Annotated in this window: 16 protein-coding genes and 1 pseudogene; 11 read left to right on the top strand and 6 right to left on the bottom strand. The window is 71.3% G+C overall.

What is annotated here, in order from left to right; translation table 11 throughout:
* The first annotated feature begins 201 nt into the window (after positions 1–201).
* The 5 genes from ABIA38_RS03890 (at position 202) to ABIA38_RS03870 (ending at position 9,431) form a co-directional block, all read left to right on the top strand.
* A complete protein-coding gene (locus tag ABIA38_RS03890; RefSeq protein ID WP_424636956.1) occupies positions 202–1,638 on the top strand; it encodes a cytochrome ubiquinol oxidase subunit I in 1,437 nt (478 codons plus the stop codon).
* 12 nt (positions 1,639–1,650) lie between these two features.
* Positions 1,651–2,688, top strand: a complete 1,038-nt coding sequence (gene cydB / locus ABIA38_RS03885; RefSeq protein WP_424636955.1) for a cytochrome d ubiquinol oxidase subunit II — start codon at positions 1,651–1,653, stop codon at positions 2,686–2,688.
* Between the two features lie 135 nt (positions 2,689–2,823).
* Positions 2,824–6,417 carry a thiol reductant ABC exporter subunit CydD gene (gene cydD / locus ABIA38_RS03880; protein WP_424636954.1) on the top strand — a complete coding sequence of 1,198 codons (3,594 nt, stop codon included), beginning with the start codon at positions 2,824–2,826 and terminating at the stop codon, positions 6,415–6,417.
* Between the two features lie 106 nt (positions 6,418–6,523).
* A complete protein-coding gene (locus ABIA38_RS03875; RefSeq protein WP_424636953.1) occupies positions 6,524–8,278 on the top strand; it encodes a GAF domain-containing protein in 1,755 nt (584 codons plus the stop codon).
* A gap of 94 nt (positions 8,279–8,372) precedes the next feature.
* Positions 8,373–9,431 carry a medium chain dehydrogenase/reductase family protein gene (locus ABIA38_RS03870; RefSeq protein ID WP_424636952.1) on the top strand — a complete coding sequence of 353 codons (1,059 nt, stop codon included), beginning with the start codon at positions 8,373–8,375 and terminating at the stop codon, positions 9,429–9,431.
* Positions 9,432–9,440: 9 nt separating this feature from the next.
* Here the strand turns inward: ABIA38_RS03870 and ABIA38_RS03865 are convergent, their stop codons facing one another.
* On the bottom strand, positions 9,441–10,103 hold the full coding sequence (locus tag ABIA38_RS03865) for a response regulator (protein WP_424636951.1): 663 nt from the start codon (positions 10,101–10,103) through the stop codon (positions 9,441–9,443).
* A 364-nt stretch (positions 10,104–10,467) separates the two neighbouring features.
* Here ABIA38_RS03865 and pdhA point away from each other — a divergent pair, with 364 nt between their 5' ends.
* From pdhA to ABIA38_RS03845, 4 genes are all read left to right on the top strand, one after another.
* Positions 10,468–11,595, top strand: a complete 1,128-nt coding sequence (pdhA, locus tag ABIA38_RS03860) for a pyruvate dehydrogenase (acetyl-transferring) E1 component subunit alpha (protein ID WP_424636950.1) — start codon at positions 10,468–10,470, stop codon at positions 11,593–11,595.
* Between the two features lie 35 nt (positions 11,596–11,630).
* Positions 11,631–12,596, top strand: coding sequence for an alpha-ketoacid dehydrogenase subunit beta (locus ABIA38_RS03855; RefSeq protein WP_424637176.1), 966 nt, complete (start codon positions 11,631–11,633; stop codon positions 12,594–12,596).
* Positions 12,597–12,628: 32 nt separating this feature from the next.
* Positions 12,629–14,029, top strand: a complete 1,401-nt coding sequence (locus tag ABIA38_RS03850; protein WP_424637175.1) for a dihydrolipoamide acetyltransferase family protein — start codon at positions 12,629–12,631, stop codon at positions 14,027–14,029.
* A 99-nt stretch (positions 14,030–14,128) separates the two neighbouring features.
* Positions 14,129–15,463, top strand: a complete 1,335-nt coding sequence (locus ABIA38_RS03845; RefSeq protein WP_424636949.1) for an MFS transporter — start codon at positions 14,129–14,131, stop codon at positions 15,461–15,463.
* 9 nt (positions 15,464–15,472) lie between these two features.
* On the opposite strand, the gene ABIA38_RS03840 is transcribed toward ABIA38_RS03845, so the two are convergent.
* The gene (locus ABIA38_RS03840) at positions 15,473–16,294 is read right to left on the bottom strand and encodes a maleylpyruvate isomerase family mycothiol-dependent enzyme (RefSeq protein ID WP_424636948.1); all 822 of its coding nucleotides are present in this window, start codon (positions 16,292–16,294) and stop codon (positions 15,473–15,475) included.
* Between the two features lie 149 nt (positions 16,295–16,443).
* Between ABIA38_RS03840 and ABIA38_RS03835 the strand changes: the two genes are divergently transcribed.
* Positions 16,444–17,217 (top strand): carbon-nitrogen family hydrolase, encoded by a 774-nt coding sequence (locus ABIA38_RS03835; RefSeq protein ID WP_424636947.1) that lies wholly within the window; start codon positions 16,444–16,446, stop codon positions 17,215–17,217.
* Between the two features lie 19 nt (positions 17,218–17,236).
* On the opposite strand, the gene ABIA38_RS03830 is transcribed toward ABIA38_RS03835, so the two are convergent.
* The 3 genes from ABIA38_RS03830 to ABIA38_RS03820 all read right to left on the bottom strand — a co-directional run bounded on the left by ABIA38_RS03830 (position 17,237) and on the right by ABIA38_RS03820 (position 19,108).
* The gene (locus ABIA38_RS03830) at positions 17,237–17,905 is read right to left on the bottom strand and encodes a hypothetical protein (RefSeq protein WP_424636946.1); all 669 of its coding nucleotides are present in this window, start codon (positions 17,903–17,905) and stop codon (positions 17,237–17,239) included.
* An 11-nt stretch (positions 17,906–17,916) separates the two neighbouring features.
* Positions 17,917–18,480, bottom strand: coding sequence for a SigE family RNA polymerase sigma factor (locus ABIA38_RS03825; protein WP_424636945.1), 564 nt, complete (start codon positions 18,478–18,480; stop codon positions 17,917–17,919).
* Between the two features lie 70 nt (positions 18,481–18,550).
* Positions 18,551–19,108 carry an LURP-one-related/scramblase family protein gene (locus tag ABIA38_RS03820; RefSeq protein WP_424636944.1) on the bottom strand — a complete coding sequence of 186 codons (558 nt, stop codon included), beginning with the start codon at positions 19,106–19,108 and terminating at the stop codon, positions 18,551–18,553.
* A 175-nt stretch (positions 19,109–19,283) separates the two neighbouring features.
* Here ABIA38_RS03820 and ABIA38_RS03815 point away from each other — a divergent pair.
* A pseudogene (locus ABIA38_RS03815) lies at positions 19,284–20,729 on the top strand (thioredoxin-like domain-containing protein); the annotation flags it as partial.
* A gap of 322 nt (positions 20,730–21,051) precedes the next feature.
* Here ABIA38_RS03815 and ABIA38_RS03810 read toward each other — a convergent pair.
* Positions 21,052–22,338 carry a M18 family aminopeptidase gene (locus tag ABIA38_RS03810; RefSeq protein WP_424636943.1) on the bottom strand — a complete coding sequence of 429 codons (1,287 nt, stop codon included), beginning with the start codon at positions 22,336–22,338 and terminating at the stop codon, positions 21,052–21,054.
* Positions 22,339–22,422: the final 84 nt, after the last annotated feature.

Here is a 22,422-nt window from a genome sequence, read left to right as displayed (position 1 = left end):
TGTTTGTGAACGGATGCACAAGCTCGACTTTGTGAACCCATTCACAAAGTCGTGCCCGGCAAACCCGCACATCCATCCCGGTTCATCCGGGTTCGTCCGACGGAGTGTCGGGCGGGGTGCGCGGGAGCGCCGTGTGCATCGTGAACCAAACGTGCGCTCGCGTGCGAGACACGACCGGCGATCAGGAGGAATGAGGGGCCCATGGACCTCGCCGTCGAAACACTCGACGTAGCCCGCTGGCAGTTCGGCATCACAACCGTCTACCACTTCCTGTTCGTGCCACTGACGATGGGTTTGTCCATCCTCGTCGCGTGTCTGCAAACCGCGTGGGTGCGCACCGGCAAGGAGCACTACCTCAGGGCGACCAAGTTCTGGGGCAAGCTGTTCCTGATCAACTTCGCGCTCGGCCTGGTCACCGGCATCGTGCAGGAGTTCCAGTTCGGGATGAACTGGTCCGACTACTCGCGCTTCGTCGGCGACATCTTCGGCGCCCCGCTCGCCATCGAGGCCCTGGTCGCGTTCTTCCTGGAGTCGACCTTCCTGGGGTTGTGGATCTTCGGCTGGGAGCGACTCCCGAAGAAGATCCACCTGGCCACGATCTGGGCCGCCGCGATCGGCACCATCCTGTCGGCCTACTTCATCCTGGCCGCCAACTCCTGGATGCAGCACCCGGTCGGGTACAAGATCAACCCGACCACCGGCCGCGCCGAACTGACCGACTTCGGCGCCGTACTCACCAACAACACCGCGATCGCCGCCTTCCTGCACATCCTCCCGGCCGCGTTCCTCGTGGCCGGCGGCTTCCTGATCGGGATCAGCTGCTGGCACCTGCGCAAGCGCAACGAGGTCGCGGTGTTCCGCCCCTCGCTGCGGCTCGGCCTGTGGGTCTCGGTGCTCGCCGGCGTCGGCCTCGCGCTCACCGGTGACGTGCAGGGCAAGCTGATGTACGACCAGCAGCCGATGAAGATGGCCTCGGCCGAGGCGCTGTGGGAGACCTCGAAGCCCGCGCCGTTCTCGATCTTCTCGGTCGGCGACGTCAACAAGGGCCGCAACCGGATGGCCCTGGAGGTCCCGGGCGCGCTGTCCTTCCTGGCCAAGACCGACTTCAACGCCAAGCTGCCGGGGATAAACGACCTCCAGGAGCAGTCGGTGGTCAAGTACGGCCCCGGCGACTACCGGCCCAACATCTTCGTCACCTACTGGTCGTTCCGGCTGATGATCGGCGTCGGCATGGTCACCGCCGGGATCGGTCTGGTCGGCCTGTGGCTGACCCGGCGCAAGCGCGAACTGCCGAGCAATCCGTGGGTGTACCGAATCGGCCTGTGGACCATCGCGTTCCCGTTCGCCGCCAACTCGTTCGGCTGGATCTTCACCGAGATGGGCCGCCAGCCGTGGCTGGTGTTCGGCGTACTCAAGACCGAGGCGGGGGTGTCGCCGAGCGTGTCCACGGGTGAGGTGCTCACCTCGCTGATCGTGTTCACCCTGCTCTACGGCGCGCTCGCGGTGGTCGAACTCGGCCTGATCCGGCGCTACGTCAAGGCCGGACCCGAACCGATCAAGCCCGCCGCGGCCAAGGACCCGGACCACCCGTCGGGCGACGGCGAAGACGCCGACCGGCCGCTCGCCTTCGCGTACTAAGGGAGACGTGTCATGGGTCTCAACGAATTCTGGTTCCTGCTGATCGCCGTGTTGTGGATCGGCTACTTCTTCCTCGAGGGCTTCGACTTCGGCGTCGGCATCCTGACCAGGGTGCTGGCCCGGAACGAGACCGAGCGCCGGGTGCTGATCAACACCATCGGCCCGGTCTGGGACGGCAACGAGGTGTGGCTGATCACCGCGGGCGGTGCCACCTTCGCGGCCTTCCCGGAGTGGTACGCCACCTTGTTCAGCGGCTTCTACCTGCCGCTCCTGCTGATCCTGGTCGCGCTGATCCTGCGCGGCGTCGCGTTCGAGTACCGGGCCAAGCGCGACGACGAGCGCTGGAAGCGCGCCTGGGAACAGGCGATCTTCTGGGGCTCGCTGGTGCCCGCGTTCATGTGGGGCGTCGCGTTCGCGAACATCACGCGCGGGGTGCCGATCGACGCGAACAAGGAGTTCGCCGGCGACCTGTTCGACCTGCTCAACGGGTACGCCCTGCTCGGTGGCCTGGTCACCACCGTCCTGTTCACCTTCCACGGCGCGGTGTTCGTCGCGCTCAAGACGAACGGCGACATCCGGGTCCGGGCCAACGTGCTGGCCGGCCGGCTCGGCCTGGTCACCGCCGTGGTCGCCGCGGTGTTCCTGATCTGGACCCAGGTGGACGAGGGCAACGGCCGCACCCTGGCCGCGCTGATCGTCGCGATCGCCGCCCTGGTCGGCGCCCTGGCGATGAACCGGATCGGGCGCGAGGGCTGGGCGTTCGCGCTGTCCGGGCTGACCGTGATCGCCGCGGTGGCGATGTTGTTCCTGTCGCTGTTCCCGGACGTGATGCCCTCCAGCCTGGACCCGGCCTGGAACCTGACCATCCACAACGCGTCCTCGACGCCGTACACACTGAAGATCATGACCTGGGTCGCCGGCTTCATGACCCCGATCGTGCTGTGCTATCAGGCCTGGACGTACTGGGTGTTCCGCAAGCGGATCAGTACGAAGAGCATCCCGACCAAGCCGGCCTTCGGCGCCGCCGAGGCCGACCTGGTAGGCAAGTAGCCACCCTGCGGCCTGGTCGCGGACGTACCGAAGTACCGCGCAAGCACCGCAAGTACCGCAAGTACCGCAAGTACCGCAAGTACCGCAAGTACCGCAAGTACCGCAAGTACCGCAGTAACGAGGAGAGAGCGGCTCGTGAAGCCCGTAGACCCGCGCCTGCTGACCCACGCCCGTGCCACCCGGGGCTTTCTGGCCCTGACCGTGGTGCTGGGCACGGCGGGCGCGGGTCTCGTGCTCGTCCAGGCGGGCCTGCTCGCCCGGGTGATCGTGGCCGCCTTCCAGGAGCACGCGGGCGTGGGCGACCTGTGGCCCGAACTGGGCCTGCTGGCGGGCGTGATCGTGGCCCGCTCGGCGATCTCCTGGCTCACCGAGGTGATCGCGCAGCGCACCTCGGCGGCGGTCAAGTCGCAACTGCGCGCCCGGCTCCTCGCGCAGGTGATCCGACTCGGGCCGGCCTGGCTGAACCGGGAGCGGTCCGGCGAGCTGACCACGCTGGCCACCCGGGGCGTGGACGCGCTGGACGGCTACTTCGCCCGCTATCTGCCGCAGTTGATCCTGTCCGTCACGGTGCCGGTCGCGGTGCTGGCGCGGGTGGTCCTCGGCGACTGGATCTCGGCGGTGACGATCGTGGTCACCCTGCCGCTGATCCCGCTGTTCATGGCGTTGATCGGGATGGCCACCCAGAAGTACATGGACCGGCAGTGGACGGTGCTGAACCGGCTGGCCGGGCACTTCCTGGACGTGGTCGCCGGGCTGCCCACGCTCAAGGTGTTCGGCCGGGCCAAGGCGCAGGCGAAGTCGATCCGGACGATCACCGACGACTACCGCCGGGCCACCCTCAAGACGCTGCGGATCGCGTTCCTGTCCTCGTTCGCCCTCGAACTGCTCGCCACCATCTCGGTCGCGCTGGTCGCGGTCGGCGTGGGGCTGCGCCTGGTCGACGGGGATCTGGGCCTGGAGACCGCGCTGGTGGTGCTCATCCTGGCGCCCGAGGCATATCTGCCGCTGCGTCAGGTGGGTGCCGAGTACCACGCCAGCGTCGAGGGAGTCGCCGCCGCCGACCGGGTGTTCGCGGTCCTGGAGACCGTGCCGGATGCGCCCGCCGGGACCGCGCCGGTGCCGGACCCGCGCTCGGCCGACCTGGTGCTGACCGGCGTGAGTGTGCGGCACGAGGGCCGGGCGGACGCCGCGCCGGCCGACCTGGACCTGACCGTGCGGGCCGGCGAGACGCTCGCGCTGACCGGGCCCAGCGGGTGTGGCAAGTCGACACTGCTCGCGGTGCTGCTCGGGTTCACCCGGCCGAGTGCCGGGCGGGTCACCGTGGGCGGGGTGGACCTGGCCGACCTCGACGCCGACGCGTGGCGGGCGCGGGTGGCCTGGGTTCCGCAGCGGCCCTACCTGTTCGCGGGGACGATCGGGGCGAATGTCCGGCTGGCCCGGCCGGACGCGACGGACGCGGAGGTACGGGCCGCGCTGGTCGCGGCGGGGGCCGACGGATTCGTGGCCGCCGCCGGCGGGTTGACCGCGCCGCTCGGCGAGGACGGTGCGGGGTTGTCCGCCGGCCAGCGGCAACGGCTCGCGCTGGCCCGGGCGTTCCTGGCCGATCGGCCGATCCTGCTGCTCGACGAGCCGACCTCGAACCTGGACGGGGACAGCGAGGCGGGCGTCGTCGAGGCGGTCCGGCGGTTGGCGGTGGGCCGTACGGTCGTGCTGGTCGCACATCGCCCGGCGCTGCTGCCACTGGCCGATCGGGTGGTGGCGTTGGCGGGCGCGCAGGCGTCGGCGTCGGGCTCGGGCTCGGGCTCGGCGCCGACCGCCGGCGCACACGCGGCGGTCGCGGCCCGGGTCGAGGCGGAGGTGGCCCGAGCGGAGGTGGTCGGCGGACCGGCGGAACTGCCCGAGGCCGAGGCCGAAGCGGGAACCGGTGCCGGAACCGAAATCGAAGCCGGGTCTGCGAGCCGGGCCGGCGCCGCCGGCCCCGGTCGCCGCCTGCTCGCGCTGGCCCGCCCGTTGCGCGGCCGACTCGCCCTCGCCGTGTTGTGCGGGGCGCTCGCGCTGGGCAGTTCGGTCGGCCTGATGGCCACGTCGGCCTGGCTGATCTCACGCGCGTCCGAACACCCGCCCGTACTCACCCTGATGGTCGCGGTCACCGGCGTCCGGGCGTTCGGCGTCTCGCGCGCGGTGTTCCGTTATGCCGAGCGGCTGATCGGGCACGACGCCGCGTTTCGCATCCTGGCCCGACTGCGGGTCCGGGTGTACGAACGCCTGGAGCGGCTCGCGCCGACCGGGCTGCCCGCGTTCCGCCGCGGCGATCTGCTCTCCCGGTTGGTCGCGGACGTGGACGCGGTACAGGACTTCTTCCTGCGCGCACTGCTCCCGGCGGCGGTGGCGGCCGTGGTCGGCGCGGGCGCGGTACTGACCGTCGCCCTGGTCCTGCCCGAGGCCGGCGGGGTGTTGCTGCTCGGGCTGCTCGCGGCCGGGGTGCTGGTGCCGTGGCTGGCCGGCCGGGTGGCCCGGCGGGCGGAACGTCGACTCGCCGCCGTGCGCGGCGAGTTGTCCGCCGCCGTGGTGGACCTGCTGCGCGGTGCCCCCGAACTGATCGCGACCGGCCGGGCGCCGGACCGGCTCGCCGAGGTGGCCGAGGTGGACGCCCGGCTGCGGGCCACCGAGGCGGGCCAGGCGCGCGGCGCGGGCGTCGGCGCCGGGCTGGCCGCGCTGGTGGCCGGCGCCACGGTATGGGCCTCCGCCCTGGTCGGCGTCGCGGCCGTGCACGCCGACCGGCTGAGCGGCGTATTGCTCGCGCTGGTCGTACTCACCCCGTTGGCCGCGTTCGAGGCCACCGTCGTACTGCCCGCCGCCGGGCGGCACCTGGAGGGCTCCCGACGGGCGGCGGCCCGGGTGTTCGAGGTGCTGGACGCGCCGGAACCGGTGCACGAGCCGGCCACGCCGATCGAGCTGCCCGCCGCGCCGCGCGCGTTGCGGGTCCGCGACCTGGCCGCGCGCTGGACCCCGGACGGCCCGCCGGCCCTGGTCGGCGTCGACCTCGACCTGACCCCCGGCAAGCGGGTCGCGGTGGTCGGCCCGAGCGGCTCGGGCAAGACCACGCTGGCCCATGTGCTGCTGCGCTTCCTGGAGCCGGCGGGCGGCACGGTGACCCTGGGCGGCGTCTCGATCACCGACCTGGCCGGGGACGAGGTACGGCGGGTGATCGGGCTGTGCGCCCAGGACGCGCACGTCTTCGACAGCTCGCTGCGGGAGAACCTGCGGCTGGCCCGGCCGGACTGCGACGAGCCGGCGCTGCGCGCGGCGCTGGCCGGGGCCCGGCTCCTGGACTGGGTCGACACGCTGCCCGAGGGGCTGGACACGATGGTCGGGGAGCACGGCGCCCGGCTGTCCGGTGGTCAGCGGCAACGGCTCGCGCTGGCCCGCGCGCTGCTCGCCGACTTCGAGATTTTGCTGCTCGACGAGCCCGCCGAACACCTCGACCTGCCCACCGCCGACGCACTCACCGCGGACCTGCTGGATGCGACCCGGGGGCGGACCACACTGCTGGTCACCCACCGGCTCACCGGACTCGACGCGGTGGACGAGATCGTGGTCCTGGCCGAGGGACGGGTCCGGCAGCGCGGCACGTGGGCGGAACTGAGCAGCACCCCCGGGGCGTTTCGCACGCTGCTCGAGCGGGAGTACGCGGCGGCGCCGAACGTGGTGGTCGCGGCGGGGGCGTGAGCGGGGCTGGAAGACCCGCGCCGGCAGCGCCCCGGCAGGCGGATCCGTACGCGTGTCCAAGGGTTTCAGTCGCTTTCGTACCGATTTGTACACGTAGGCTTCAGCCATGGTGAACGCCAGCGGCAGTTCCGACAGCGCGGACCGCGCCGACGGGCCGGATCGGCCCGAGCGCCCCGGGCGGCGGACGGCGCCCGAATCGGCCGAGCTCGGTCTGGACGACCTGGTCGCCGAGGTGGTCGAGCGGCTGGGCTCGGCGGCGGCCGGCGGCGACCGACTCCAGGGGTTGCTGGAGGCGGTGATCGCGGTCGGCGCCGACCTGGACCTGCACACCACGCTGCGCCGGATCGTCGAGGCCGCGGCCGAGCTGGTGGACGCGCGCTACGCCGCGCTCGGGGTGATCGGCGGCGAGAACAACCTGTCCGACTTCATCACCGTCGGGATCGACCGGGCCGAGCGCGAGCGGATCGGCGAACTCCCGCACGGCCGGGGCATCCTGGGCCTGCTGATCGAGCATCCCGAACCGCTGCGCCTGGACGATCTGACCCGGCATCCGGCCTCCTACGGCTTTCCGCCCAACCACCCGGCGATGCACTCGTTCCTGGGCGTGCCGATCCGGGTGCGCGACGAGGTGTTCGGCAATCTGTACCTGACCGAGAAGCGCGGTCGGCCCGGCTTCGGCATCGAGGACCAGCAGATCGTCCGGGCGCTCGCCGCCGCCGCCGGGGTGGCGATCGAGAACGCGCGCCTGTTCGAGAGCGCGGCCCGCCGGGAGAAGTGGATCATGGGCTCGGCCGATGTCACCACGGCGCTGCTGACCACGCAGGACCCGGACGAGGCGCTCGCCGTGGTCGCCGAGCGGGCGCGCAGTCTCGCCGAGGCCGACTTCGCCGCGATGTACCTGCCCCAGCCGGACGGTTCGTACCTGATCGAGGTCACCTCCGGCGAGGACCTCGCGGGTCTGGGCGGCACCGTCGTGGAGCAGGGCTCGCCGCTCGCCGAGGCGATCGTCTCCGGGCGCAGCATCTTCATCGCGGACATGAGCACCGACCCGCACGTGATGGTGGCCAAGTCCCGCTGCTTCGGCCCCGGACTGTTCGTCCCGCTGATCGCCAACGGCCGCATCCTCGGCGCCCTCGAACTGGACAAGCGGATCGGCGCGGTCCCGTTCAACCGGACCGAGCGCTCGATGGCCCAGGCGTTCGGCGGCCAGGCGGCGATCGCGCTGATGTTGGCCGGCGCGCAGCGCGATCGGGAGCGGCTGGCCGTGTTCGAGGACCGCGACCGGATCGCCCGCGACCTGCACGACCTGGTCATCCAGCGGTTGTTCGCGACCGGGATGATGCTCCAGGGCGCGGCCAGGCTGGCCAAGGTGCCGGCGGTGACCGCCCGGATCAACCGGGCGGTGGACGAACTCGACGCGACCATCCGCGAGGTGCGCAGCACCATTTTCGCGCTGCAGAACCCACCGCGGGAGGGGCCGACCGGGGTGCGCGGCCGGGTGTTGCGCGAGGTGAGCGCGTCGGCGTCGGCGCTCGGCTTCGAACCGGCGGTCACCTTCGTGGGACCGGTCGACTCGACCGTTTCGGACGAGTCGGCCGAGCAACTCCTGGCCGCGCTACGGGAGATCCTGTCCAACGCGGCGCGGCACGCGCGGGCGTCCCGGGTCGAGGTGACCCTGGTGGTGGCGGGCGGCACGGTCACCCTCGAGGTCACCGACGACGGCGTGGGCATCCCCGCCGGCGGCCGGCGCAGCGGTCTGGCCAACCTGGCCGGGCGGGCCGAAGAGCTGGGCGGCCGGGCGGAGTTCGGACCGGGACCGGATGCCTCGGGGACGACGGTGACGTGGTCGGTGCCCCTCTAGGGAAGCTCCGCGCCGACGCTTGACAGTCTATTGGTACGCACATAAGTTAGAGGGCATAACAAACATTATTGGTAGTCGCTGAACGGGAGTCGCGATGAGTGTGAACGGGGCCGCGAACGTGCTCGGGCAGACCACGGAGATCGTGCTTCCGGGCCTGGTCGAACCCGCCGGCCTGGAGGTTCGGGTGCGCCCCACGCCGGAGCCGGGGGCCGGGCAGGCGCTGCTCGCGGTCGAGGCGTCGGGGGTGTCCTTCGCCGAGCAGCAGATGCGCCGGGGCAAGTACTACGACCAGCCGGCCTTCCCGTTCGTGCCCGGCTACGACCTGGTCGGCACGGTGTCCCGGGTCGGGCCCGGGGTGGACGCCGCGCTGGTCGGCCGCCGGTTCGCGGCGCTGACCAAGGTGGGCGGCTGGGCGAGCCGGATCGTGCTGCCGGCCGCCGAACTGGTCGAGGTGCCGGAGGGGATCGACCCGGCCGAGGCGGAGACCCTGGTGGTCAACGGGATCACCGCGTGGCAGATGTTGCACCGCGTGGCCGCGATCCGGCGCGGGCAGACGATCCTGGTGCACGGCGCCAACGGCGGAGTGGGCTCGGCCCTGGTCCAGTTGGCCACGCACGCGGGCGTCCGGGTGATCGGCACCGCCTCCCCGCGCCACCACGACGCGGTCCGGGCGCTGGGCGCGATCCCGCTGGACTACCGGGCGGCCGACCTGCCGGCGCGGGTGCGCGCGTTGGCCCCGAACGGCGTCGACGCGGTCTTCGACCATGTCGGCGGGGAGGGCATCGTCGACTCGTTCCGGCTGCTCGCCCGAGGCGGCACGCTGGTCTCGTACGGGACGGCGGCCACCAAGGACCAGCCGGGCTCGTCCCGGTTGCCGGTGTTCAAGCTGATCGGTCGGCTGATGTGGTGGCACCTGCTGCCCAACGGCCGACGCACACACTTCTACAACATCTGGACCGGCAAGCGCCGCCCGGCGAGCTTCCGCACCCGGCTGCGCACCGACCTCGCCGAGGTCTTCGGGCTGCTGGCCGCCGGCGCGATCACCGCCCAGGTCGCGGCCCGCGTCCCGCTGAGCCACGCCGCCGAAGCGCTGACCCTGGCCGAGTCGGGCACGGTGACCGGGAAGGTCGTGCTGGTCCCCGACGCGGGCTGAGCGGCCCCCTCAGCGTCCCCGTCCCCGCTCCGCCTTCTGCTTCGCCACGTACGCCGCCGCCTGGGTGCGGCGTTCCATGCCCAGCTTGGCCAGCAGGCTGGAGACGTAGTTCTTCACCGTCTTCTCGGCCAGGTGCATCTGCGCGCCGATCTGGCGGTTGGTCATGCCCTCGCCGATCAGGTCGAGGATGCGGCGTTCCTGGTCGCTCAGCGAGGACAGGCGTTCGTCGCCTCGGTTGCCGCTGCGCAGGCGTTCCAGGACCCGGGCCGTGGCGGCCGGGTCGAGCAGGGACTTCCCGGCGGCCACGTCGCGGACCGCGCCGACCAGGTCGGAGCCGCGGATGTCCTTGAGCACGTAGCCGGAGGCGCCCGCCATGATCGCGTCGAACAGTGCCTCGTCGTCGGAGAACGAGGTGAGCATCAGGCAGCGCACGTCCGGCAGTTGCGAACGGATCTCGCGACACACCTCGACCCCGCTGCCGTCCGGCAGTCGCACGTCGAGCACCGCGACCTGCGGGCGGGTCGCCGGGATGCGGGCCAGCGCCTCCGCGGCGGTGCCGGCTTCGCCGACCACGTCGATGTCGTCCTCGATCGACAACAACTCGTGGACACCGCGGCGCACCACTTCGTGATCATCGAGGAGAAATACCCGGATACTTCCTTGATCGTTCACTTGTCCAGGTTCGCATGTGCACCGTTCGAGTGTCGTGCGATGCCGCGACAACGGGTGGTTCGACCCCGAACCGGCGGCGCTTTGTCGGGGGACGACAAAGCACGCGGCAACCTTCGGGCCGGTCGCCACTACGTACCGGGCGGACCGATGGGTAACGTTGCGGTGTGCGGTTTCCGAACCGCATGCCTGTGCGCAGGCGCCTCCCGGATTCACCCGGGAATTCCTAGGAAATCCTAGGAAGTACAGCCACCAATCGCCGTGTCTGCACATCAAGGTAGCCGCGCACACCCCGCGCGGAACCGGGCCCGGCGATCCGGACCCGGTCCACGGCGACCCCGCGGACCGGACAGACGGAGGAGAGAACGTGGCAGTGGACAGTACGGGCGGGACATTGTTTCCGCCCGAATCCGGAGCCGGTCCAGAACTGATCCAGTTGCTCACCCCGGAGGGCGAACGGGTCGAGCATCCCGATTATTCGATCGACCTGTCCGACGACGAATACCTGAGCCTGTACCGCGACCTGGTCCTGGTGCGGCGCTTCGACGCCGAGGCCACCGCGCTCCAGCGGCAGGGCGAACTGGGCCTGTGGGCCTCGCTGCTCGGCCAGGAGGCCGCGCAGATCGGTTCGGGGCGGGCGTTGGGTTCGGACGACTATGTATTTCCCACTTACCGTGAGCACGGCGTCGCGTGGTGTCGCGGCGTGGATCCGTTGAATCTGCTCGGCATGTTCCGCGGCGTCAACAACGGCGGTTGGGATCCCCGCGAGAACAATTTCCAGCTCTACACGATCGTCATCGGCGCGCAGAGCCTGCACGGCGTCGGATACGCGATGGGCCTGCAACGCGACGGCAGCGATGCCGCGGTCGTCACCTATTTCGGCGACGGCGCCTCCAGCCAGGGCGATGTCAACGAGGCATTCACCTTCGCGGCCGTCTTCAACGCGCCCGTGGTGTTCTTCTGCCAGAACAATCAGTGGGCGATCTCGGAGCCGACCGAACGCCAGATGAAGGTGCCGCTGTATCGGCGCGCCGCCGGATTCGGCTTTCCCGGAGTTCGGGTCGACGGAAACGACGTGCTCGCGTGTCTCGCGGTGACCAGGGCGGCATTGGCCCGGGCCCGACGCGGTGCGGGGCCGATGTTGATCGAGGCGTTCACCTACCGAATGGGCGCGCACACCACTTCGGACGATCCGACCCGCTATCGGCTCAACACCGAACTGGAGGAATGGCGGCTCAAGGACCCGATCGAGCGGCTCAAGGCATACCTGCACAAGCAGGGCATCGGAACCCCCGAGTTCTTCGCCGCGCTCGAGACCGAGAGCGAGGAATTGGGCAAGCGGGTACGCAACGGCGTACGCACCATGCCGGACCCGGATCCGGTGTCGATGTTCGCCCACGTCTACGCCGAGTCGCACCCGCTCGTGGACCGGGAACGGGCCGAGTTCGAGGCATATCACGCGTCCTTCGTCGACGCCGGGGAGGACGAGCACTGATGGCTCCCACACAGTCGACGGGCACGACCCGTCGGATGTCGATGGTGCAGGCGCTCAACACGGGGCTGCGCAAGTCCCTGGAGAGCGACCCCAAGGTATTGATCATGGGTGAGGACATCGGCAAGCTCGGCGGTGTCTTCCGGGTCACCGACGGGCTCCAGAAGGACTTCGGCGAGGACCGGGTGGTGGACACCCCGCTCGCCGAGTCCGGCATCGTCGGCACCGCGATCGGGTTGGCCCTGGCGGGATATCGGCCGGTCGTGGAGATCCAGTTCGACGGCTTCGTCTTCCCCGCCTACGACCAGATCGTCACCCAGCTGGCCAAGATGCACGCCCGCTCGCTCGGCTACGTCCGGCTGCCGATCGTGATCCGGATCCCGTTCGGCGGCGGGATCGGCGCGGTCGAGCACCACAGCGAGTCGCCCGAGGCCTACTTCGCGCACACCGCGGGTCTGCGCGTGGTGTCCTGCTCGAACCCCTCGGACGCCTACTGGATGATCCGGCAGGCGATCGCCGCCGACGACCCGGTGATCTTCCTGGAGCCCAAGCGGCGCTACTGGACCAAGGGCGAGGTGGACACCGCCGCGACGCCGGACCCGCTGTACGGCTCGCGCCTGGTGCGTTCGGGCGACGCGTGCACCGTGGTGGCCTACGGGCCGATGGTGGCGACCTGCCTGGAGGCCGCCGCAGCCGCCGCCGAGGAGGGCCGCGAGTTGGAGGTGATCGACCTGCGCTCGTTGTCCCCGCTGGACTTCGACGCGGTCGAGGCGTCGGTCAAGCGCACCGGACACCTGGTGGTCGTGCACGAGGCGCCGTCCTTCCTGGGCATCGGCGCGGAGGTGGCCGCCACCATCACCGAGCGCTGCTTCCACCACCTGGAGGCACCGGTGTTGCGGGTCGGCGGGTATCACATGCCGTATCCGCCGTCCCGGGTCGAGGAGGAGTACCTCCCCGACCTGGACCGTGTGCTCGATGCCGTCGACCGTTCCCTGGCCTGGTGAGGAAGCCCGTGTCCGAGGTGCAGAAGTTCCTGATGCCCGACGTCGGCGAGGGCCTGGAAGAGGCCGACATCGTCGTCTGGCACGTCAAGGTCGGCGACGCGGTGCACGACGGCCAGCTCATGGTCGAGGTGGAGACGGCGAAGGCGCTGGTCGAACTGCCGTGTCCGTACGACGGGGTGGTCACCGAACTGCTGGCCGCCGAGGGCGACACGGTCGCGGTCGGCGCGCCGATCATCACGGTGGCGCCGAGCGGTACGGCCGTGCCGGCCGCCGCCGAGACACGTGCCGCGGCCCTCGCGGTCGACCTCGTACCGGAGCCGGTCGCGACCGCCGAGCCGGAGCAGACCGGGGCCGAGGCCGAGGACGAAGAGGAGACCAAGGGCAACAAAAAGGACGCCCGCACCGCCGTCCTGGTCGGCTACGGCGTCCGCACCACCACCGGCCGCCGCCGCGCCCGCAAGAGCGACGCGGTTTCCGTACCGGTGGTCAACGGCTCCGGGTCGCCGGCCCCGACCGCCCCCGCCGCATCCGCCCCCGGTCAACGCACGATCGCCCTCGCCAAGCCCCCGGTCCGCAAGTTGGCCCGGGACCTGGGCGTCGACCTCGCGTCGGTGCACCCCTCCGGCCCCGGCGGCACGGTCACCCGCGAGGACGTTCACGCCGCCGCCCGCCCCGCCGCGCCGGCCGCGGTCCCGGCCGCCTTCCCGGCGACCGGACCCGGCGAGACGATCCCGGGCGAGCGACGGATCCCGGTCAAGGGCGTGCGCAAGGCGACCGCGCAGGCGATGGTGGCGAGCGCGTTCTCCGCGCCGCACGTCACCGAGTGGGTGACGGTCGACGTCACCCGCACCGTCCGGCTCGTGCGCAGCCTGCGCGAGTTGCCCGACTTCGCGGACACCAAGGTCTCCCCGCTGCTCCTGGTCGCCCGGGCCTTCCTGGTGGCCATCGCCCGGCACCCGGAGATCAACGCGTCCTGGGACGAGCCCAATCAGGAGATCGTCGTCCGGGACCGGGTCAACCTGGGCATCGCCGCCGCGACGCCGCGCGGGTTGCTCGTCCCCAACATCAAGGACGCGGGCGCCAAGAGCCTGACCGCGCTGGCCCGCGCGCTCACCGAGCTGGTGGCCACCGCGCGGGACGGGCGCACCTCGCCCGCCGACATGGCGGGCGGCACGGCCACCATCACCAACGTGGGCGTGTTCGGGGTGGACGGCGGCACCCCGATCCTCAACCCGGGGGAGGCCGCGATCCTGGCGGTCGGCGCGATCCGCGAGCAACCGTGGGTGCACAAGGGCAAGGTCAAGCCGCGGCAGGTGACCACACTGTCCCTGTCCTTCGATCACCGCATGGTGGACGGCGAGTTGGGCTCGCGCGTGCTGGCGGATGTCGCCGAGATGCTGGAACGGCCGAAGTTGCTCTTCGCCCGCGGCTGACGATTCGGCCCGAACGGCGGCGAACAGGACGTACGGCCGGGACCCGAAATGGGCCCGGCCGTACGTATGTCCGAGCGCGTCCCCTAATGTGTATGTACTGTGAACCCATCTGCGGATCCAGCCCCCTCCCGGCTCGGCGGCCGAATCGCCTGGATCATGTGGGCGGTCGCGGCCTCGGTATACGTGGTCGCGGTGTTCCACCGCAGCAGTCTCGGCGTCGCCGGGATCGACGCGCAGGAGCGATTCGGCGTCTCCGCGTCCCAGCTGTCGCTGTTCCCGATGCTCCAACTGCTGGTCTACGCCGGCCTGCAGATACCCGTCGGCGCGCTCACCGACCGCTTCGGCGCCAAGCGGGTGCTCAGCTGCGGACTGGTGTTGATGACGGCAGGTCAGTTCACCTTCGCGTTCGCGCACGGCTTCGCCGGCGCGGTGCTCGCCCGGGTGCTGGTGGGCATGGGCGACGCGATGACCTTCGTCAGTGTGCTGCGTGTGGTCGCGGTCTGGTTCCCCGTGCGCCGGGTCGCGGTGCTCACCCAGCTGACCGCGCTGCTCGGGATGGCCGGGAACCTGGCCGGCGCCACCCCGCTGGCCGGCGCGCTGCGCGCGTTCGGCTGGAGCCGGACGTTCGCGGTCTCCGCCGGGATCGGTGTGCTGGTACTGGTCGTGGTGCTGCTCGTACTGCGCGACAGCCCCGGCCCGGTGACCCGGGTCCGGCCGACCGGCGGGCCGACCATGTGGTCCCAGGTCCGCGCGGCCTGGGCCGAACCCGGCACCCGGCTCGGCCTGTGGGCGCACTGGGCGTGCGGCTGCCTGCCACAGGTCTTCCTGATGTTGTGGGGCTTCCCGTTCCTGGTCGAGGGCCAGGGCCTGAGCAAGAGCGCCGCGAGCGCCGTGCTCACGGTCGCGATCGTGATCAACATGTTCGCGTGCCTGGTGGTCGGCCCGCTGGTGACCCGCCGGCCGGGCAGCCGACTCGCGCTGTGCGTGGGGCAGCCGCTGCTGGCCATGCTGTTGTGGGCGGCCGTACTGATCCCCGCCGCACCCTCGCCGCTGTGGCTGCTGGTCCTGCTCGCACTGGTGATCGGCCCGGGCGGCGCGCTGTCCCTGGTCGGCATGGAGTTCGCGCGCGCGGGCAATCCGCCGCACCGGCTCGGCACCGTGTCCGGCATCGTCAACGTCGGCGGATTCGCCGCCGCCACGCTGTGCCTGTTCGCGATCGGTCTGGTTCTGGACCTGGTCGAGCCGGGCGGCGGCACCCACGGGCTGAACGCGTACCGGGTCGCGATGGCCGTGCAGGCGGTGCCGCTGCTTCTGGGCGTGGTCCAGGTGCTGCGCTACGCCCGCAAGGTCGCCGGCCGGGGCCGCTCGGCCGAACCGGTGTGCGTGGTCGCCCAACGCGCCCCGGATCGGGAGAGCGTGCCCGACGCCGGCTGACCTCCGGCGCTAGGGCGTGACCGCCATGTTGGCCAGGATCCGCCGGGCCAGATCCGGGTCCCCCTCGACCCGCGCCTCGGCCCGCCCCGGCGCCACCCGGCCGCACATCAGCCGCACGAACGTCTCCCAGTCGGTGGAGATCAGCACCAGCGGCCCCAGCGGGACACGTCCGTCCAGCCGCCCCCGACCACCCTCGTCGACGGTGACCGTGCGCATGAACTCCACCGGCCCGTGCACGTCGAACACCACCGACGCGCCGGCTGGCGCCTTCGCGTCCTTCGCCACCACCCGGGCCAGCCCGGTCAGCAGGAAGTCGCGGGTGATCAGCGCGGCGGGCGAGTCCAGATTGCCCGGCTCGCCGATCGCGCGCCGGACGTCCTGCTCGTGCACCCACACGTCGAACACCCGCTGGGTGAGCAGGAATCGGTACGGGACGCTGCGGCCCATGATGCCGCGTACCTCGTCGTCCGGACCACGATCGTTCTCGTCCAGCATCCGCCGCCGGCGCAGGATCACGTATTCCAGCTCACCGGTCATCTCCGGCGAGGTGTGGCAGCGCCGGACGTCCACCGGTATTTCCGTATAGCGGCTGAACTCGTCGTGCACGTGCCGCAGATCGCGCGGCAGGGTATGGATCGGCCGTGGTTCGCCGAGCAGTTCCAGCTCGATCCCGATCACGTGCGAGACGATGTCGCGGACCGACCAGCCCGGGCACTCGGTCGCGCTGCTCCACCGACCCTCGGTCAGGGTGGAGACCAGATCCTTGAGGGAGCGTACCGACTGCTCCCAGGCGTCGGCGTGCGTCTTCAGGTCGTTGGTCGCGTAGGTCACGTACCACCTCTTGTCGCTGCGTCACCGGTCGACCGGACGGGCGCGACCGTCGAAATGCCGGGGTCCGGGATCCCGGCAGGCACGTTACGCTGCAAAGGATCCCGTGGTCAGCCCGTTCGCGGGAAGCAAGCGGTGTAGGTGAGGGGAAAGTGCGCGTTTCGCTCGTACAACTCGACGTCGATCCGGCGGTGCCGGCCCGGGAACGACTGGCCGAGGTCTCGGCTCTGGTGCGCAGTCGGCGCGGCGATCATCTGGTGGTGCTGCCCGAGTTGTGGTGGCACATCGGTTGGGTCTACGACGGCTGGGAGAGCGATGCCCAGGGGGTGCGCGGCCCGTTCGCGCAGACCATGGCCCGCGCGGCCCGCGACGCCGGGGTGTGGCTGCACGCGGGCAGCATCATCGAGCGCGGCGCGGACGACGAGCTCTACAACACGTCGCTGGTCTTCGACCCGGACGGCGCATTGCGGGCCACCTATCGCAAGATCCACCGGTTCGGCTTCACCGACGGCGAGGCCACCCGGATCTCGCGCGGCACCGAGATCGCGCAGGTGCGCCTGCCGTGGGCCGAGGTGGGTTTGGCGACCTGCTACGACCTGCGCTTCCCGGAGCTGTTCCGACGAATCCTGGACGCGGGCGCGGAGGTGCTGGTGCTGCCCGCCGCGTGGCCGGCGCGGCGGGTCGAGCACTGGCGGGTGCTGGCCCGCGCCCGCGCGATCGAGAACCAGATGTTCGTACTCGCCTGCAACGTCACCGGCGAGCAGGGCGGCCTGGCGATGGGCGGACACAGCATGGTGATCGACCCGTGGGGCGAGATCGTCGCCGAGGCGGGCACCGAACAGACCGTGCTGACCGCCGAGATCGACCCGGCGTTGGTGACCAAGACCCGGGAGGACTTCCCGGTGTTGCGGAACCGGGTGTTCTGAGTCCGCGCGGGTCTGCGGTCTACAGGTTGATGTTCTTGATCTCCTTGCCCGCCGCGTCATACGCCTTGAGGTCGTACGCGGGGTCGGCGGTGTGGGAGGTCACCACGAGGACGTAGACGCGCGTGGTGGGGTCGATCTGTACGGGGCGGATCACCACGGGTTCCTTGGACCCCTTCCAGGTGACCTCCAAGTGGTCCACGTCGGGAGACACCTCGGCCTGGAACACCGCCGCGAAAAGGTTCTTCTGCCCCTGGACCCGGCCGGTCGTGCCGCCGCCGCCGAAGCGGTTCCGTTCGGCGGCCTTGCTCTGCGCGGTCCGGCCGGGGGATTCTTCGCACGACATCGTTTCCGGGAACAACTGCTTCTCGACCTCGTCGTAGCAGGTACGTGTCGGACCCTCCGTCCAGGCTCGGAACTTCCACGGTTTCCCGGCCACCACGCCCGCACCCACGATGTCCGGGCCCGCACCGGGCGGCCTGGTGCCGCCGTCGGCCGAGACGATGTCGGTGGACTGGCCCTTCTCGTCCAGCACACCCCCGGCGATGACCGCACCGCCGCCGCCCACCACCAACGCGGTCGCCAGGGTCGCCCCCACCGTGAACCCGCGCCACCTGCGCGGCCTGCCCGCCCGCTCGATCGCCGCCTCCGCCGTCGGCGGAGTCAGCTCGGTCGCCCGAATCTCTGCCATGAACGCCTCCCTCAGTGCGGTGCCGTCGTCGGCCATGGCCGCACCTCCGTGTCCGAAGTCGAGGGTTCCGTCTGACGCGGGATCAGATCGGCGAGTTGAGGATCCTTGCGCAATTGGGCGAGTCCCTTGAACGTCTGGCTGCGTACCGTGCCGACCGCACACCCGAGGATCTGCGCGACCTCGGACTCCGAGCGGTCCTCCCAGTAGCGCAGCACCACCGCCGCCCGCCGACCCGCCGGCAACCGGGCCAACGCGGCCATCAGCACGCTGCGTTCGGCCACGCCACCGGTCGAATCCGGCCCGGCACGCTCCGGCAGCCGGTCGGTGAGGAAGTGCGTCACCCGCCGGCGACGCACCCTGGACAGATTGGTGTTCACCATGATCCGGCGCACGTAGGCGTCCGGATTCTCGACCGAGGCCACCCGCGCCCAGGACGTATACGTCTTGGTCAGCGTGACCTGGGCCAGGTCCTCGGCCTCGTCGCGATCGCCGCACAGCAGGTACGCGGTGCGCACCAGAGCCGTCCGACGCTCCGCGACGAAGGCCCGGAACTCCTCTTCCCCGTGGGATCTCAACCGTGCCCCCTCTCACCCGAACAAACGTGGGGGAGCCGGCCCTTCTATGCCCGGCCCGGTCGAGCCCGGTTCAGTCGTCGTCGTGCTCGTCGTCGCTCAACCGGTCCACGCACACCGCGATCGCGATGATCAACGCATGGTCCCATCCGGGCGCGATGTCCACCGCGTAGGTGTCGCGCACCCGCAGCCACTTGCGGGTGACCTGGGCGACCGGGCCGTGCGGACCGGTGATGCCGTACTCGTGGTGGAACATGTTGCCGCGCACCGCGAGTTCGCCGCCGACCGCGAGCTCCACCCCGAACGCCTCGTGCAGCGGGGTGAACATCTTCTTGCGCACGGTGGCCACCGTCGCGCCGGTCGCGTCCTCGACCTTCATCGTGTGGTGGATCGCGACGATCTTCTTCTTCACCGTCGCCAACACCGTGCCCGCCGCGTCCTTGAGGTCCAACCGGTCGTGCAGGGTCAACGCCTTGCCGTCGACCAGGTAGACCTTCTCGCCGGCCTCGTCGGTGACCCAGAAGTCGTCCCCGATCGCGAACATCCGCTCGCGCACCAGATAGCGACCGGGCGCCGCGCCCGGATAGAGCTGCGCTCCGTCGTACTCGTCCCCGAACACCGCTGCCTCCATGGTTCGTCCACCTTGTCGGCACAGTGCCCGAAACGGGGGCGTTCAGTCGCGGGCGTCCGTTCGGCTGTGCCGCGCCGGCGTGCGACGGGCGCGGATACGCCCGGTCGGGTGGGGCACGGTCTCGGTCCGCGCGAGCCGGCCGCCGGCGGCCGACCCGGATGGTTCACTTCGGATCATGAGCAGCGCGAGACCGGCCCGGGCCCGGGCCCCCGAGTTGTCCGGGTCCGGCGGCTGGATCAACACCGAGGGCCCCGGCCCGACGTTGGCCGAACTGCGCGGGCGGATCGTGCTCCTCGACTTCTGGACCTCGGCCTGCGTGAACTGCCACCACGTACTCGCCGAACTGCGCGGCCTGGAGGAGCGACACCGCGACGTGCTGACCGTACTCGGTGTGCACTCGCCCAAGTTCGAGTACGAGGCCGAGCACGACACGGTGGTCCGCGCGGTGCAGCGGCACGAGGTACGGCACCCGGTCCTGGACGACCCGGAGTCGAGCACCTGGAAGCAGTACGCGGTGCACGTATGGCCGACGCTGGTGCTCGTCGACCCCGAGGGCTACGTGGTCGCCCGGTTCTCCGGCGAGGGGCACGCGGCCGAGCTCGCGGCGCTGATCGCCGACCTGGTGGTCGAGCACGAGGGCAAGGGCACGCTGCGCCGGGCCGGCGAGGAGTACGACCGGCCCGATGCGCCGCGCACCGACCTGCGCTTCCCGGGCCAGGTGTTGCGGTTGCCGTCCGGGGCGCTTCTGGTCGCCGACACCGGGCACCACTCGCTGGCCGAACTCTCCGACGACGGGCGCACGGTGTTGCGCCGGATCGGTACGGGGCGGCGCGGGCTGCTCGACGGCGGGCCCCGGCACGCGATGCTGGCCGAGCCGCACGGGATGGCCGTATTGCCGCCGGAGGTGGCCGCGCATGTGCGCTACGACGTGGTGGTCGCGGACACCGCCAACCACGCGCTGCGCGGCGTCTCGCTGGCCACCGGGTCGATCCGCACGGTGGCGGGCACCGGCCGCAAACGTCGGCGCGGCGCGGCCGACGACGGCGCGGCCCGCACGATCGACCTCTCCAGCCCGTGGGACGTGGCCTGGTTCGGCGGCCGGATCATCGTGGCGATGGCGGGTGTGCACCAGCTGTGGGAGTTCGACCCGGTCGGCGAGGGGGTCGCGGTGCTGGCCGGCACCGCCGACGAGGGCATGGCGGACGGCCCGGTCGACACGGCCTGCTTCGCCCAGCCCTCGGGCCTGGCGGTGTCGCCCGACGGGCACACCCTGTGGCTGGTGGACGCGGAGAGCTCGGCGCTGCGCCGGCTGGTGGACGGCGGCATCGAAACGGTGGTCGGCCGCGGCCTGTTCGACTTCGGCCGCCGCGACGGCCCGGCCGAACACGCGCTGTTCCAACACCCGTTGGGCGTGGACACGCTGCCCGACGGCTCGGTGCTGATCGCCGACACCTACAACGGCGCGCTGCGCCGCTACGACCCCACCGACGGCTACGTCTCCACCCTGCTCACCGACCTGGCCGAACCTGCCGCGGTCGCGGTGGTGGCGGACCTGGACGAGGACCTATACCTGACCATCGTCGAATCCGCCGCCCACCGCGTCCGCAAGATCCGCATGCCGCACACGTAGTCATTGGGCGGCTTCGCCGCCGGCGCGCGGCTCCGCCGCTCTCCGCGCTCCGCGCGTCGATCACTCGGGGCAACCCATCTCGGGGTCGCTGACGCGCCGGGGCACAGCCACCGCCGGCGCCCCGGGAAAGGCCCGCCTCGAAACCGCAGCCAAGCCACCAAACCCGGTCGCCACCCCGGGCGGGGGCTGCGGGGCCGGACCAGCCCGCCCCGCAGCCTCAAATCCCGCAGCCATCGAGCCGAACGCAACGGGTGGAGCGGGCGGGTACACCTCCCGAGCCAAGTGCAACGCAACCGCGCCGACCCGTCCGGGTTCAGCCCGCCAGGAACGCCGCCGCCGCCGACGCCAACAGGAACGGGTCGTCGGCGCCGCACAGTTCGCGCGCGGAGTGCATCGACAGACACGCCACACCCACGTCCACCGTCTCGATGCCGAGCCGGGTCGCGGTGATCGGCCCGATGGTGGAGCCGCACGGGATCGAGTTGAGCCCGACGAAGATCTGCGCCGGTACGCCCGCCCGCTCGCAGGCCAACGTCCACTCGGCCCGACCGCGCGCGTCGGTGGCGTAGCGCTGGTTGGTGTTGACCTTCAGGATCGGCCCGCCGTTGGGCACCGGGTGGTGACCGGGCTCGTGCCGGCCGACGTAGTTCGGGTGTACCGCGTGCCCGACGTCGCTGGAGAGGTGGAACGAGTCGGCGAACGCCCGGGCCCGGTCGTCGGGCGAGCCGCCGCGCGAGCTGACGATCCGGCTCAGCACCGTCTCCAGGAGCGGTCCGGCGGCCCCGGTCGTGGACGCGCTGCCGGTCTCCTCGTGGTCGAACGCGCCGAACACCGGGATGTGCGCCACCCCCTCGTGCGCGGCGGCGAGCAGCGCGGCCAGGCCCGCGTGCACGGACAGCAGGTTGTCCAGCCGCGGCGACGCGAGCAGTTCGCGATCGCGGCCCAGGTAGCTCGGCTTCTGCACGTCGTGGACCATCAGGTCCCACCCGATCACGTCGCCCGCCGCGACCCCGGTCTCCTCGGCCACGAACCGGATCAGCGCGCCCTCGTCCACCGGGCCCAGTCCCCAGATCGGGGTCATGTGCTGCTGCTTGTCCAACTGGAGGCCGGCCTCGTTCACCGAGCGGTCCAGGTGGATCGCCAACTGCGGTACGCGCAGCAGCGGTCGGTCGACGAACACCAGTCGCTCGCCGCCGTCGCGCAGCGCGAGCCGGCCGGAGAGCCCGAGGTCGCGGTCCAGCCAGGAGTTCAACAGCGGGCCGCCGTAGATCTCGACGGCGATCTGCCGCCAGCCGACCGTACCGGTGTCGGGTAGCGGCTTGACCCGCAGAGTCGGCGAGTCGGTGTGCGCCCCGACGATCCGGAAGCCACGCGTCGGCTCGGCCCCCTCCGGTACGTACCAGGCCACCACCGCGCCCCCGCGCAGCACGTACCGCCCACCCGCCTCGCCGTCCCACGCGGCCGTCTCCGCGAGCCGGCGAAAGCCCGCGGCCTCCAGCCGGGCGGCCACGTTCGCCGCCGCGTGGTAGGGGGAGGGACTGGCGCCGACGAACTCGATCAGATCGTCGGTGTGACTCCGGTCGAAGCGAGGCGAACTCATACATACTCCAAGGTCCACGACCGATCGGCCGCGAAAGATCGTTGCGGGGTCTCCGCCCCAGAGCCTACGACCCACGATCCCGGG

The organism is Embleya sp. AB8, assembly GCF_049739465.1.
Classification (GTDB): domain Bacteria; phylum Actinomycetota; class Actinomycetes; order Streptomycetales; family Streptomycetaceae; genus Embleya.
This window is presented reverse-complemented; position numbering and strand designations above follow the sequence as displayed.

Bases quoted from the DNA above. Each gene is read 5' to 3' on its own strand.
- cydB (WP_424636955.1), top strand. From the start codon at position 1,651: ATGGGTCTCAACGAATTCTGGTTCCTGCTGATCGCCGTGTTGTGGATC.
- ABIA38_RS03855 (WP_424637176.1), top strand. From the start codon at position 11,631: ATGTCGATGGTGCAGGCGCTCAACACGGGGCTGCGCAAGTCCCTGGAG.
- ABIA38_RS03830 (WP_424636946.1), bottom strand. From the start codon at position 17,905: ATGGCAGAGATTCGGGCGACCGAGCTGACTCCGCCGACGGCGGAGGCG.
- ABIA38_RS03890 (WP_424636956.1), top strand. From the start codon at position 202: ATGGACCTCGCCGTCGAAACACTCGACGTAGCCCGCTGGCAGTTCGGC.
- ABIA38_RS03850 (WP_424637175.1), top strand. From the start codon at position 12,629: ATGCCCGACGTCGGCGAGGGCCTGGAAGAGGCCGACATCGTCGTCTGG.
- ABIA38_RS03875 (WP_424636953.1), top strand. From the start codon at position 6,524: ATGGTGAACGCCAGCGGCAGTTCCGACAGCGCGGACCGCGCCGACGGG.
- ABIA38_RS03820 (WP_424636944.1), bottom strand. From the start codon at position 19,108: ATGGAGGCAGCGGTGTTCGGGGACGAGTACGACGGAGCGCAGCTCTAT.
- ABIA38_RS03810 (WP_424636943.1), bottom strand. From the start codon at position 22,338: ATGAGTTCGCCTCGCTTCGACCGGAGTCACACCGACGATCTGATCGAG.
- ABIA38_RS03870 (WP_424636952.1), top strand. From the start codon at position 8,373: ATGAGTGTGAACGGGGCCGCGAACGTGCTCGGGCAGACCACGGAGATC.